The sequence below is a fragment of the Nakamurella sp. GG22 genome, from assembly GCF_052976845.2.
The window spans coordinates 39,592-52,437 of the sequence record NZ_JBRIIO020000032.1 but is presented as its reverse complement, the minus strand read 5'-3'; the positions used below and the strand labels follow the sequence as shown (position 1 = coordinate 52,437).

General features: G+C 66.3%; 14 protein-coding genes. 4 read left to right on the top strand and 10 right to left on the bottom strand.

The genetic code is table 11. The features are described 5' to 3' along the window. Positions 1 to 435 precede the first annotated feature (435 nt). Positions 436 to 669: a hypothetical protein gene (locus tag ACVBEQ_RS23970; protein WP_447155913.1), complete on the bottom strand. Its 234-nt coding sequence runs from the start codon at positions 667 to 669 to the stop codon at positions 436 to 438. 260 nt (positions 670 to 929) lie between these two features. Between ACVBEQ_RS23970 and ACVBEQ_RS23965 the strand changes: the two genes are divergently transcribed. Beyond that, positions 930 to 3,410: an AAA domain-containing protein gene (locus ACVBEQ_RS23965; protein ID WP_447155912.1), complete on the top strand. Its 2,481-nt coding sequence runs from the start codon at positions 930 to 932 to the stop codon at positions 3,408 to 3,410. A 60-nt stretch (positions 3,411 to 3,470) separates the two neighbouring features. Here ACVBEQ_RS23965 and ACVBEQ_RS23960 read toward each other — a convergent pair whose 3' ends face one another. The 4 genes from ACVBEQ_RS23960 to ACVBEQ_RS23945 form a co-directional block, all read right to left on the bottom strand. Beyond that, on the bottom strand, positions 3,471 to 3,866 hold the full coding sequence (locus tag ACVBEQ_RS23960; protein WP_447155911.1) for a type II toxin-antitoxin system VapC family toxin: 396 nt from the start codon (positions 3,864 to 3,866) through the stop codon (positions 3,471 to 3,473). Further along, positions 3,863 to 4,096 carry a FitA-like ribbon-helix-helix domain-containing protein gene (locus tag ACVBEQ_RS23955; RefSeq protein ID WP_447155910.1) on the bottom strand — a complete coding sequence of 78 codons (234 nt, stop codon included), beginning with the start codon at positions 4,094 to 4,096 and terminating at the stop codon, positions 3,863 to 3,865. Before ACVBEQ_RS23955 ends, ACVBEQ_RS23960 begins: the two co-directional genes overlap by 4 nt. A 113-nt stretch (positions 4,097 to 4,209) precedes the next feature. Continuing rightward, positions 4,210 to 4,632 (bottom strand): PIN domain-containing protein, encoded by a 423-nt coding sequence (locus ACVBEQ_RS23950; protein WP_447155909.1) that lies wholly within the window; start codon positions 4,630 to 4,632, stop codon positions 4,210 to 4,212. Further along, positions 4,629 to 4,865: an AbrB/MazE/SpoVT family DNA-binding domain-containing protein gene (locus tag ACVBEQ_RS23945; protein WP_447155908.1), complete on the bottom strand. Its 237-nt coding sequence runs from the start codon at positions 4,863 to 4,865 to the stop codon at positions 4,629 to 4,631. The genes ACVBEQ_RS23950 and ACVBEQ_RS23945 overlap by 4 nt, the downstream gene beginning before the upstream one ends. 425 nt (positions 4,866 to 5,290) lie before the next feature. Here ACVBEQ_RS23945 and ACVBEQ_RS23940 point away from each other — a divergent pair, with 425 nt between their 5' ends. From ACVBEQ_RS23940 to ACVBEQ_RS23930, 3 genes are read left to right on the top strand one after another with little or no spacing between them, the layout of a single operon-like run. Continuing rightward, a complete protein-coding gene (locus tag ACVBEQ_RS23940) occupies positions 5,291 to 5,755 on the top strand; it encodes an ARPP-1 family domain-containing protein (protein WP_447155907.1) in 465 nt (154 codons plus the stop codon). Beyond that, a complete protein-coding gene (locus tag ACVBEQ_RS23935) occupies positions 5,743 to 5,892 on the top strand; it encodes a hypothetical protein (RefSeq protein WP_447155906.1) in 150 nt (49 codons plus the stop codon). Before ACVBEQ_RS23940 ends, ACVBEQ_RS23935 begins: the two co-directional genes overlap by 13 nt. Further along, positions 5,889 to 7,298 carry an ADP-ribosylglycohydrolase family protein gene (locus ACVBEQ_RS23930; RefSeq protein ID WP_447155905.1) on the top strand — a complete coding sequence of 470 codons (1,410 nt, stop codon included), beginning with the start codon at positions 5,889 to 5,891 and terminating at the stop codon, positions 7,296 to 7,298. Before ACVBEQ_RS23935 ends, ACVBEQ_RS23930 begins: the two co-directional genes overlap by 4 nt. Before the next feature lie 102 nt (positions 7,299 to 7,400). Here ACVBEQ_RS23930 and ACVBEQ_RS23925 read toward each other — a convergent pair whose 3' ends face one another. The 5 genes from ACVBEQ_RS23925 to ACVBEQ_RS23905 are packed head-to-tail and all read right to left on the bottom strand — an operon-like array spanning position 7,401 to position 12,730. Continuing rightward, positions 7,401 to 8,333, bottom strand: a complete 933-nt coding sequence (locus ACVBEQ_RS23925) for a Gfo/Idh/MocA family protein (RefSeq protein ID WP_447155904.1) — start codon at positions 8,331 to 8,333, stop codon at positions 7,401 to 7,403. Next, entirely contained in the window at positions 8,330 to 9,484 is a 1,155-nt protein-coding gene (locus ACVBEQ_RS23920; RefSeq protein WP_447155903.1) for an ROK family protein, read from the bottom strand. Before ACVBEQ_RS23920 ends, ACVBEQ_RS23925 begins: the two co-directional genes overlap by 4 nt. Before the next feature lie 29 nt (positions 9,485 to 9,513). Continuing rightward, positions 9,514 to 10,380 (bottom strand): carbohydrate ABC transporter permease, encoded by an 867-nt coding sequence (locus ACVBEQ_RS23915; protein ID WP_447155902.1) that lies wholly within the window; start codon positions 10,378 to 10,380, stop codon positions 9,514 to 9,516. Next, positions 10,380 to 11,333, bottom strand: a complete 954-nt coding sequence (locus ACVBEQ_RS23910; protein ID WP_447155901.1) for a carbohydrate ABC transporter permease — start codon at positions 11,331 to 11,333, stop codon at positions 10,380 to 10,382. Before ACVBEQ_RS23910 ends, ACVBEQ_RS23915 begins: the two co-directional genes overlap by 1 nt. After that, positions 11,330 to 12,730, bottom strand: coding sequence for an ABC transporter substrate-binding protein (locus tag ACVBEQ_RS23905; protein ID WP_447155900.1), 1,401 nt, complete (start codon positions 12,728 to 12,730; stop codon positions 11,330 to 11,332). The genes ACVBEQ_RS23910 and ACVBEQ_RS23905 overlap by 4 nt, the downstream gene beginning before the upstream one ends. Between the last annotated feature and the right edge of the window lie 116 nt (positions 12,731 to 12,846).

Genomic DNA, 12,846 nt, shown 5'->3' with positions numbered 1-12,846 from the left:
CAGTCGGTGATTAAGCTATTAAGCGCCCGGTTCATCGAGCACGAATCGATCCGAACGGCGCCGCCGTCAAGGCCCCTACCGGCCGCTACGCGGTCGGGCTACGCCCGAGCCTTGACCCCGACGCCTTAGCTCGGCGTACCCGGCACCCACAGAGAAAGGCCAAGGAAGAAGAGACGTACCCCTTGACCGGCCCCGCACCTTCAGGGATGAACTGCGAGTTTCCTATGCGCCGGTCGCTGACTGTTCGCCCTCGGAGGTGCACCCCTCTGGGGCATAGATTGTTAGCCGTCGACCTATGGCCGGCCCTTCCGCCAGCACTCTGGTAATGCCCCACAGAATCTGGCGTCCGGGATGGTCAGGTGCCGCTGAGGCGGGAGTCCCCGACTGACGACGCATCGTCCGCGAGGCGGTCGAGTTCGTGGTCGCCGAGCTGTGCTAGTTCCGGGGGCCGTGATGCCGAGAACGCAGGGCGTGGGAACAATTCGCAGCCGGCGCCTCTGCCTGCGCCTCGGCGGCGTTGCGTTCGATCAGCTCGTCGATCGTTGCAGCATCGGCAGGATGAGTGTCGACGTAGGCCTGCATGACGTCGATCCAGCCTGCCTCGAATGCGCGCCCGACGATGGCCCTCGCCAGCACCGTGTCGCCTGACAGCTCGGCGCGTCGGAGCATGGCCTTCCCTTCACGGGGGTCCGAGACCCGTCCTACGCGGTCCTGCGCACCCCTGAAGCTTGTGATCGCGACGGGTTCGGCGCCTCCAGGAAGGCCGAAGAGGCGTTTTCTAGGGCGGTTCTAGCAGTCAGAGAGGCGATTTCCTTGCCGCGTGGCAATGTCGCCAGCTCGAGACGTGGCTGGCCGAGATCGCGGCGCTGCCCGACCCGGCCGAACTGCAGGCGGTTCTCGAAGAACTGACCCTGGAGCGCCGCCGAACGGTGACCGAACTGGTCACCGAGAGGGCCTGGCGACGGCTCGCGGACAACCTCGGCCACCGTGAGCGGCAGGCGCTGCAGTCCTACGTCGCCGCCGTCACCCGTTACGGCAAGACCGGCGGCAAGTTCGCGCAACGCTGGATCAGCGAGATGCGGGCGGCTTTGGACGATGCGAAGACCGCGGTCCCGGTGTGGATCATGCCGACCGCCCGCGCCCTGACCAGCTTCCGGCCGACAGCGGTGCCGCCGTTCGACGTGTTGGTGATCGACGAGGCCTCCCAGATCGGTTTCGAGGCGCTGCTGCTGCTGGCGCTGGCGTCGGCCACGATCGTTGTCGGTGACGACAAGCAGACCAGCCCTGAGCATGTCGGGCTCGACCGGCAGGCCATCTTCGACCTGATGGACGACTACCTCCGCGACATCCCGCGCTACAAAACGGTTTTCGACCCGGACCGGAGCCTGTACGACCTGGCTACGCTGCGGTTCTCCACACCCGTCATGCTGACCGAGCATTTCCGCTGTCTGTCCGAGATCATCGCGTTCTCCAACCACCAGGCCTACGGCGACCAGATCATTCCGCTGCGCGATCAGCCGCCGCGACCCGGGTGGGTGCCGTTGGGTCTTGTCCGGGTGTTGGACGGATACCGCAGCGGCTTCGTCAACGAGCCGGAGGCGGCTCAGGTGGTCGCGCTGATCCGCGAGATGTGCGCCGACCCGATGTATGACGGGATGACGTTCGGCGTCATCTCGCTGCTCGGAACCGCGCAGTCGAAGCGGATCTGGGAGCTGCTGTATGACCAACTCGGTCCGGATGTGTTGGCGCAACGGCAGATTCGGTGCGGGGAGGCGGCGAACTTCCAGGGTGACGAGCGGGACGTGGTCGTGCTGACCACCGTCGTCGCCCGCGATCCCAACGCGGCGAGCACCCGGTTCAGCGCCATGACCGGCACCGCCCCGCTGCGCCGGATCAACGTCGCCGCGTCCCGGGCCCGCAACCAAATGTGGGTGGTCACCTCCGTCGACCCGCAGGACCTGCCGGCCGGGGATCTCCGCGGCGAACTGATCCGACACTGCACCGCGCCACCCACGGTCGAGGAACGCCGCCGAGACCTGTTGGCGGACTGCGAGTCCGATTTCGAACGCCGCGTCGTCAACACCCTGCAGGCCAGGGGCTATCGGGCGATCGAGGTGCAGCACAAGGTCGGGCAGTACCGGCTGGACATCGTCGTCGCCGGCCCGAACGGGCGGCTCGCCATCGAATGCGACGGCGACCGCTGGCACGGTGAGGACGTCTGGCACCGCGATCGGGCGCGGCAGGAGGTCCTGGAACGAGCCGGCTGGACCTTCGAACGGATCCGCGGCTCCTCGTTCTACCGCGACCCCGAGACCGCGATGCAACCGGTGTGGCAGCACCTTTCCGACCTCGGGATTCCCACCGGAGACGAATGGATGGTCACCGCGCCGCGCGGGGTGACCCGCGAAGTGCGGGGGACACCGGGCGAGCCGCCGGTCGCTCGCGCGCATCCATCACCCGAGCCGGCGCCGCTGGCTACTCGCGACGAGCGGTCTGCCGCCGCCGAGCCTGTTCCCGCCCCGGGCACTGATCTCGACGACTCTGTACCGCCGTTGGACGAATCGCCGGACACCGTGAATGCGACCGCGGAAGCCGCCGCGACCGCGGAACTCACCCAGCCCGAGGTACCCGCCGTGCCCGAGGCGCCCGCTTGGTCACCGCCGGCCTGGTACCTGGCGGGAATGACCCCGGCAGCAGAACCCGATCCCTCGCCAGCGTCTCCGCAAGGTGAACCCGTCCCGTCGGTCGCTGAGGCGTTCCAGCCACCGTCTTGGTACCGATCGCCCACCGAGGATCCTCCCGCCACGGAAGGTGCGTCCGCCAGGGAAGGTGCTGCCGCCACAGCGGTGTCGTCCGAGCCTGCCACCGGCGCGGCCGTGCCATCGGTGGAAACGCCACATGCCGGCGCGCTGACGATGGCGCCCTACCGAGCATGGACGCCGCGACCGGTTCCGCCCGTCGATTCCGGCAGCCGGGCCGAGGTGATGGCCGCCATGGCGGAGATCATCGAGGCGGAGGGTCCGATGCATGCGCAGCGGGTGTACCAGTTGTATGTCAAGGCTTCCGGTGGTTCGCGGGTCGGGCGGGAGGCACACCGGACCTTTGTCGCGCTCACGGCCAGCGGGGTGCGAACGGGGCAATGGCTGCGCGTCAAGGACCGGATCAGCGAACCGCCCGAGGCCACGCTGTACATGCCCGGGCATCCCGCGGTGTTGGTCCGCACCCGCGGCCCCCGTGAGCTGCAGGAGATCCCACGCAGCGAGATCCGTTCACTGGTCGACCAACTCGAATTGCCCCTCGGCGACCCGGAGGTCAAACGAGCACTGCTCCGCCAGCTCGGGTTCGTCCGGCTGACGGACCGGACGAGTCAGTATCTTGACGAGTGCTTGCGGTATTCCTGGACGACGTAGCCGTCGGCGTAGCGGCGGCGGACCAACTACGAGTCCCCTGTCCTCGGCGAGGTCGGCGCATCAGACGGTGATCACCTCGATGAGCTCACCCGTGGCGGACGCGAGCCGGTGATCTCCGGTGAGCAGCGGGGCTTCCAATGCCTCTGCAAGGGCGACGTAGTGTGCGTCGTAGACAGTGATGTGACCGCGCAAGGACCAGATTCTGGCTACCAAGGCCTCAGTTCCGTACTTGTGTAGCGGGACCGCTAGCAGGTCGTCTACCGCCTGATCCACGCGCGGCGCAGTGAGGCTTGTGCGCCGCTCGAGCGCCCGCAAAGCGCCCAGTGACTCGGCCATGATCAAGCCCGGCGCATGGAGTCCGCCATCGTGACGGCTCATCAGCATGGCGGCATCCCGGCCGCGCGAGGAACCCAACACGAATTCCACGAGAGCAGACGCGTCGACGACCAGCGTCATGCGGATCGTGCGTCCCGCTCCGCGCGGATCAGTTCGTCGACGGGGAGTTCCGGCTCCACGGCTGCGCGTCGGGAAATCCGTTCTATGAGTTCGGGCAGCGTGGGAGTGGCCACATGCTGTTGCAGGACCGCCAGCGTGTAGTCAGACAGCGATTGGCCGGATCGGGCGGCACGCACCTTCAGCTCACGGTGCAGATGGTCAGGGACGTCCCGTAACTGGAGTGCTGCCATGCTTTCAGCATGCTGTACATGCAATGCGCATGTCAACCGCGATCGTCTCGCTGACGGGCGCGCGAAAAGTTCAGAAACTGACGAGGCATTGCCTCGGTGCGAAACGTGACGTCTCAGCCCACGATCTCGATGCTCGCCCTGACTGCGGTGTACGTCGGAATGGCTCTGGCGTCGCGGGTGATGAGAACCATCCCCGCTGCTTGGGCGGCCAACCCCACCAGCGCGTCGTACACAGCGCCGCCTGCAATGCCGAGCGGGGCAAGGACGGCTGGGAGATTGCCGGAGACCCTGCTCCCCGGCGCAATCGACTCAGCGAAGTTCGCGGACAGGAGGGTGACCGCATCTTGTGGAGTCACTCGTGCATCGCCCGGCAGTCGGGTGAGAACCGAATACGTCTCGGCCAGCGAGTGCGTCGTGAGGTGCGCTGTACGCCCCGAAACTTGCCGGCGGGTCACCGTATGCGCGGGATGGGACAACATCAGGTACGGCACTGCTGCGCTGGTATCGAGTGCTACGGCGCCGGCGGCAGAGGTCACCGGCGTGCGGAGTCAATCAATCCGAAGATGACGTCATCAGTGACCGGGGTATCCGACTCGGCGACCGTATGGCCGTCGACCTGAACGATCCGCGCAGTTCGGCCCGCGGGCAACACCTGCAACCCGGCACCGTACGCAGTGACGTCCACAGTGGTACCTGGCTGCATACCGAGGCTGTCCCGCAACTGCTTCGGAACGACGATGCGTCCCACTGAATCGACTGTTGTCTCCACTGGGAGAACGCTACCAGTGATCTCCCGGCCCGGTTGGCCGTGCGGGTTCAGAGTGGCGGTTCGCGCGGGGCGCCAAGCGAACGAGGCGCTGCTGCGAGAATTCTTTGCCGAGAACGTCGCCCACTGACGGGCTCTGCTGCGAAGAGTTGGTTCGAATCGTCAAAGCAACTGAGGTGCAATAGCAGCTGACTTCAGCGTGGAGCGGCCTGCCGGCAGTTCAGCGGGTCTGGTAGCGCGCGTAGACCTCTACGCGCCACTGTCGATCGCAGCCGCGGTGTCAGTATCTCGGGTCGGGTCGGGTCGTGGTGGGCCATGGAGCCCGCCGAGAGGTAGCGACGCCCGCGTCCCTGCCATCACGCAGCGGGTGCGTCTACAGTCAGTAAGGCTCGGTAACAGAATGTTCATCCGCAGCCGTTGGGGGAATCGTGAAGGGCATCGCATTGCATGTCGGCCGGGGGACACATCGTGAAGGCTTGACGGTGTTCCCGATCTGGCAGGAGCCGACAGGGGGTCGCGCGGTCGCGATCGCGGACGACCACCTCGTCCGGGTCGGTGAGCTGGCCGATCCGGCCGTACCTTTCCTGCAGGTGACAGTTGTTGTCACAACACCAGTTCTGGTGCTTGATGGCGATGTGTTGACCGGCGGCCTCCAGGATCGGGTCGCGATCGGGTCGACCCTGCTGGCCGGCGGAACGACAACCGTCATCAACGTGCGGTGCGTGGAGCAGGAGCGGTGGTCGGGCGGCCGTGTTCACGGTTGGGGGCCGCCGCGCAACCGCTGCCGTTCGCAGCGATTCCGATCAGGGCGTGGTGTGGCAGCAGCGGGCGCCGACAATGTCGCGACCTACGGCTACCGGGCCGGGAGTTCATCGGCTTGGTGGAGAAGATGAAGCCGTCAGCCACCGCAACGAGTGGCGTGGGCCGCATTGTCGAGGCCGTCAATGGTCCGCTGATGTTGCGCGGCATCGATGATAGCGCGCGACTGTTGCATGCGTCCGTCATCAATCGTCAGGTGGTGGCGGCGTGAATTTCACCGGAGCGATGGCCGATCGGGCTGCTGGGGTGCTGCTCGCCTCGGCGGCGGGCGACGCCCTCGGCGCGGGTTATGAATTCACCTACCCAGGGGCTGATACCACGATCGACATGATCGGCGGCGGACCCTTCGGATTTGAACCTGGCGAGTGGACGGACGACACGTCGATGACGGTCGCCGTCGCTCGCGTCACCGCTGCCGGAGTCGATCTGCGTTCACCGGCCGGATTGGACGGAGTCGCTGCGGGGTTCGGCGAGTGGTTCGCCGGTGGTCCGAAGGATGTCGGAAACCAGACGAGGTCCGTGCTGTCGGCGCGTGACAAGTCCGGTGCGGCAATGCAGTCGACCGCCCGGCGGCTGACCGGCCTCACCGGCGGCAACGGGTCGTTGATGCGCACGGCGGCCGTCGGCCTGGCCTATCTGGACGACGAAACGGCCTGCACGGAAGCAGCCTTGGCCATCAGCGAGCTGACGCACCACGACGAGCGCGCCGGGCAAGCGTGCCAGCTGTGGTCCTCCGCCATTCGGCACGCGGTGCTCCACGGCACCTTCGATGGCGTGCATGGCTACCTGGACACCCCCGGCGCAGATGCCGGTTTTTGGCGACCATTGCTGCAGCAGGCGGAAACCGGCACACCGCAGGACTTCCCGAACAACGGCTGGGTGGTGCACGCACTGCAAACCGCCTGGTGGGCAATGACCCATGCCAAGGCGAAAGACGCACGACATCTCAGCGAGGCCCTGGAACTCGCTGTCCGCGCCGGACACGACACCGACACCACCGCCGCGATCGCGGGCGCGTTGCTCGGCGCGCGATGGGGAGCATCCGCGGTCCCTGCTCGGTGGCGCCGCATCCTGCACGGCTGGCCGGGGCTCAACGCGAAAGACCTGATGGCCCTGGCTTTGTTGACCGCCGGCGACGGTCTTGACGACGTCAAAGGTTGGCCCTCGATCGGCCGAATGGACTACACGGGTTGGCGCACCAACCGTCCGGCGGTTCAGCACCCGCACGATGACGGGCTCTACCTGGGCGGGTACGACGCGGCGCTGACCGGTCGGTACGACGCCATCTTGAGCCTCTGCCGGATGGGGTCAACGCCTCTCGACACGGCCGAACACATCGAATTCTGGCTGAAAGACGAGGGCCCCGCGGGCAATCCCAATTTGCCGTTCGTCCTGGACGACGCAGCCCGTACGGTGATGGCGCTCCGCGCTGACGGCAAAACCGTGCTGCTGCATTGTGTCGAAGGCAGCAGCCGCACGCCGACTGTCGCTGCGCTGTATTCCAGGCATCTCGGAAAGGAGCCGAACGACGTTCGTACGGCCATGCCCTGGTCGAAACCGAACCTTGAGCTATGGAAGTCAGCGAAAAGCATCAAGATCGCCGCCCCCGGTACGTGAGTGTGTACCGAGCGAGCCAGCGGCGGAGCTCAACGGCGTGCGGAGTCGATCAATCCGAAGATGACATCGTCGGTGACAGGAATGCAGCGACCGACTGGTGAGTCAGCCCTCCACCCGGACCGTCTCGCCGGAACGAACCGATCGTTGCGCCGCATCCAGCAACCGGGAGATCACCAGCCCTCTAGCCGCGTCGGCCGTCACCGGTGTCCCGAGCCGCACAGCAGAGGCGAATTCGGCGCGCAGCACCGGCCAGCACTCGTCATGGTCCATCGCCACGGTGTCCCAGCTCAGCGCTCCGGCCTCACCGGCGACGTCGATCCGGGTGACGGATGAGGGACCGGCAACCTTTCCGGACAGCGCCAGCTGACTGATCGCGCCGGACTCGTGTTCGCAGCTGAGAGTCAGATAGTTCTGAGGCTCGCCGGTCGCGCGCAGCGAGACAACCGGCCCCAGAACCGCGTCGCTCAGGTCGAGCAGGTGCGGGCCGAGGTCCGCCAGCGCACCATCCTGCAGGCGCCAGCCGTGGGCGAAGTCCCCGCCTAGCAGGCCGCCGTGCAGATACCGTCCGTCGAGACCCCACAACGGCCCCCGGCCGCGGAGATCAGCGACGTCCGCAAGAAACGAGCGGGTCCGCGGGTGAAAGCGCCTCGTCAGCACCACGATCGAGGCGACACCGCTCTCCCTGACGGCGTCCGCGAGCGACCGAGCCTGTCCAAGATCCCGCGCGATCGGCTTCTCCAGCATGACGGCCTTGCCGCGGGCGGCGGCTCGGGGGGCGAGCTCGGCCTGAACATCGGGAGGCACGGCGAAGTCGACCGCCTCGCAGGTATCGAGGAGTTCGTCGAACGACGCGACCGAGCGAGTCCCGACACCGTCCGCCAGTTCCGAGGCCTCAGCAGGCCGACGAGCCCACACCCCGACAAGCCGAGTCTCCGGACCATGCGCGAGCATCGGTGCGTGCATGCGCCGCGCCCAGGTGCCGGCCCCCACCAGACCGACCCGTACCGGCGGAAGATCCCAGGGCAATGAACTCACGCCTGCAGCCGCCGGTTGATTGCAGCGGCGTTGAACACACTGTCGACCAGAAGCCGGGTCAGCCCGGCGAACGATGCGGCCTGACCGTGCCGGCCGAGGCGCACGTCGAGGTTGCGGGTGGCGCGGGGGAGTGAGCGCGGGTACAGCGTCTCGCGGATTCCGGACAGCAGCGAGTTGCTCGCGAGGTCGCCACTGATCACCAGGACCGCGGGGTTGAGCACGCAGACAACGGCGGCGACGACGGCTCCGATCTCCCGTCCCGCCTGCCGGGTGAACCGGACGGCGTTGGGTTCACCCGCGCTCAGCAGGTCCCGGACATCGCGCCCGGACGTCGCCGGGACACCGGCATCGGTGAGCTGGTGCGCGACCGCCCGGCCACTGGCGACGGCCGCGAGGCAGCCCCGCGACCCGCACTGACACAGCGCGTCGTCGTGGCCGACCGTGCGAACGTGCCCGATGTCCCCGGCGCCGCCGTCGCTGCCGGTGTAAATGGACCCGTTGATCACCACGCCGGAACCGATGCCGGTCGAAACCTTCACCAAACACAGCGAAGTCGTGTCGGGATGCTCGAGAGTCTGCTCACCGAGGGCCATCACGTTGGCGTCGTTCTCCACCACGATCGGCACGGCGAAGGTCGCCGACATGTGGGCGGTGATGGGGTAGGCGTCCCATCCCTGCATCATCGGCGGTTCGCTCGGCCGCCCGGTCTGCGGGTCGACCGGCGCCGGAACGGAGACACCGACGCCGGCGACACGACTGTCGTCCAGGTCCGCGTCGGCCAGCACGTCGCGCATGGTGTTCTCGATCGTGTTCAGGACGTTCTCCGGACCCTCCAGAATCGAGATGCCGATCTCCTTCTCGGCGAGCACGGTGCCGAGCAGGTCGACGGCGGCGATCCGGGTGTGCATGGTGTCGATGATGGCCAGCAACAGGATCGCGTGTTCGTGGTCGAACCTGAGTTCGGTGGGCCGGCGGCCGCCGGTGGAACGGCCGACGCCGGCCTCACGGATGAGGCCGGCGGCTAGTAGGGCATCCACACGTTGGGCGACCGTCACCCGTGAGAGGCCCGTCATCTCCTGGATTTTCGCCCGGGTGACGCTCCCGCGGCGGATGAGCGTGAGGACGTCGCCGGGCCCGGCCGGCAGCGTCATCCGTTCCCCTTCCACCGGCGCCGCACCGATCAGCCCTTTTCGGCGCCCGCGGTCGCGCCCTCCGTCAGCGTGCGTTCGGCGATACCGTACAGCAGGATGATCGGCACGGTCAGCAGCACCGATCCCGCCATCAGGATTGTTTTCGGCACCTCGATCCCGCTCGTCAACTGCGACAATCCCAGCGAGACCGTCCATTTGTCGCGGTCGCCGGTGAGGAACAGCAGGGCGAACAGGAATTCGTTCCAGGCGATCATGAAGATGTACAGCGCCGTCGACATGATGGCCGGAATGGACAGCGGCAGCGTGACGTGCCGCAACATCGCCCACCGGCTGCAGCCGTCGATGACGGCGGCCTCCTCGACGCTGACCGGGATGGTCTCGAAGTGCCCGCGCAGCATGTGCACGGAGACCGGAACCGTCAGCGCGATGTACACGATTGTCACCCCAGCCAGCGAGCTGGTCAGGCCGAGCCTGGCGAAAGCGATGTACAGCGGCCCGGCCAGGATCACCGCGGGAAACAGGTACACGGACAGGAACATCGTGCCGATGTGCTCGCGGCCGCGAAAGCGCAGCCGGGCGACGGCGTAGGCACCGAGCACCGAGACGGCGAGCGTCAACACCACCGTCGCGAACGCGACCATCGCCGAGTTCAGCATGAATTGCAGGAAGCCCTGACCACCCTCGGAGACCGGGGTCAGTACCTCCTTGTAGGAATCGAGCGAGATCTCGCCCAACGGAACCCACAGCCGGCCGGGATCCTGCAGCAGTTGCGAGATCGGGACCAGACTCAGCAGCACCATGTAGTAGAACGGGAAAATGGTGACGGCAGCGAAGATCACGATCGCTACCCACCGCAGGACGCCGAACGTATTGCGCTGAATGGTGGCGTTGTCCATCACGATTCTTCCGCCGTCCGCTTGCTGACGAACTTGACATACACGAAGAGGAACCCGGCGAGAATGACTGCCAGCGCGAGTGCCTCCGCTGCGGCGCCGCCGATGTCGAACGACGAGTTCAGCGTGTCGATGACGCGGACCGCCGCGACCTCCGTGCCCGCGGTGCCGCCGGTGAGCAGGTAGACGTCATCGAACTTGTTGAAGGTCATGATCATTCGCAGCACGGATAGCAGCGCGATGGTGGGCATGAGTTGCGGCAGGATGACGAAGCGGAACTTCTGCCACACGGTGGCCCCGTCGACGGTGGCTGCCTCCTCGATGTCCGCGGGCACGGCGAGCAATCGGGCGGTGAGGAACAGGAATGCGAACGGGAAATACCGCCAGATCTCGAATGCGATGACCGTCATCAGGGCGTACGGCTTGGTCCCCAAGAAGTTGATCGTGGTTTCCCAGCCAAAGAACGTCGTCCCCCAGTAGTTGATGATGCCGGACTGCTCGTCGAGCATCACCTTCCACACGAAGGTCGCCGCGACAACGGGCGCGACGTAGGGCAGCAACATGAACGCCCGCAACACACCGCGACCCGGGAAGGGCCGGCGAAGCGACAGGGCGGCGATCAACCCCACCACGATCGAACCGATCGTGGACGCGATCGAATAGACGATGGTGATCCAGATCGACGACCAGAATGACGGATCGGTGAAGACCTGCTTGAAATTGTCGAGGGTGAAGTTGCCGAACAGCCCGCGTTTCCTGATGTTGAACAACGACAGGTCCTGGAAGGCCAGAACGATGTTCCACAGGACCGGGAGGACGACGACGACCACGACGATGATGACGGTGGGCGAGACCAGGAGCCAGCCGTCGCGATTCTCCCGCCGGCGCGACAGGCTCTTGTTTGCCGGCTCCTCTTTGGGCAGGTCGGGCGTCTGGGAGGGGGCGATCGTGGTCATCTCTTCAGGTTGTCCTTCACCTGGGCGGCCTCTTCCTGAGCCGCTGCCTGCGCACCTGCGACATCTGTTCCACCGGTAGACATCTCAGCGATCACCTTCGGGATTGTGAGTTCGGCGTTCATGGCGCCGAGGAGGTTCCCCTGGCCCTGCGGGATGGCCCACCGGTCGATGTGTTCGGCGATGGAGGTGATCTGCTCGAGGGTCTCGGGGCTGTAGACCTCGGACAGCGGTTTCTTGGTGTCGACACCGGCCGGGAGTTTCGCCCACTCGTCCGTGTATTTCTCGGGGTCGGTGGCGTCGCCGGTGCGGACCGGGAACTTTCCTTCCGGTGCCATCCCGAACCATTTCGCATAACCGTCGGTCAGCATGTACTCGATGAATTCTTTGCTGGGCGCGGTCTTGCCGTCCGCCACGGTGACGTAGGACCCGATCTCGCCGAAGCTGCCCTCCGCCCCGCCGTCCGGACCGGACACGGCGCTCACCACGCCGCTGTTCTTCGACAGGAACGTCGGGTCGGCCTTGCATTCCGGGCACGTCGGTAGCGCATCGTCGCGCAGTCCGGCCATTTCGTCGAGCAGGAAGGTCGACCAGATGATCATCGCGGACTTCCCGGCGAAGTACGACTCCCTGGTGCTGTCGACCGATTGCCCGCCCTTCGGTGAGGCCGTCGTTGCAAGGGTGTTGTAGAGCTCGAACGTCGTTGTGCACTCCGGCGAGTCCAGCGTGACAGTCCCTTCGGGGTTGACCAGCTGGCAGTTGTTGCCCAGCGCCAGCGATTCGAACGTCTGCGCTGTGAAGACGTCGGCCGGGTCGGTCGCCAGGGTGATGCCGAACTGTCCGTCCTTGGTCAGGGCCTGAGCGGCCGCTTGCAGGGTTTCGTATGTCGTCGGGGGTTCCAGGCCCGCTGCCTCGAACAGATCCGTCCGGTAGACCACGATCTGACTCCACGCGTCGGACGGCACGACCAGTTGGCGGTCGCCGTCCTGGGTGAGCTTCAGTGCCGATGGCGCCCAAGTCTTTTCGCCGAGCGAGTCGACGATCGCCTTCGCCGCGTCGCTGTCGAGCAGTTGCTGCGTGTCGAGTTGCCGGACAGCGGCCAACGGAACCCCGGCGATCACATCCGGCAGTGTCCCGGCCTGCGCGCCCTGCGCGATCAGCTGGGGCAACTGACTTTCGTCGACGGCCTGCAGATCGACGGCGATACCGGTCTTCTCGGTGAACTCCTTCACGTTGGCCTGGGTCGCGGTGAACCGGTCGGTCTGGTTCTCCAGGCTCCAGACCTTGATGGACTTCAGGTCGTTGGGGTTGGCGGTGTCCGCTCCACAACCGCCGATGGTCAGTCCCAGGGCGATCACCGCGGCGCCAACAACCGCGGCTCTGCGGCTGCGAATCCTCATCCTGACGTGCTCCCTAGTCCTGGAGGGCAGGTGCTCATCGTCGGATCCAATCACCAGTTCTGCATAGTTACAAGGCTTAAGTTCTATCGAAAGCAGCGGTAAGATCCGAGGATCGG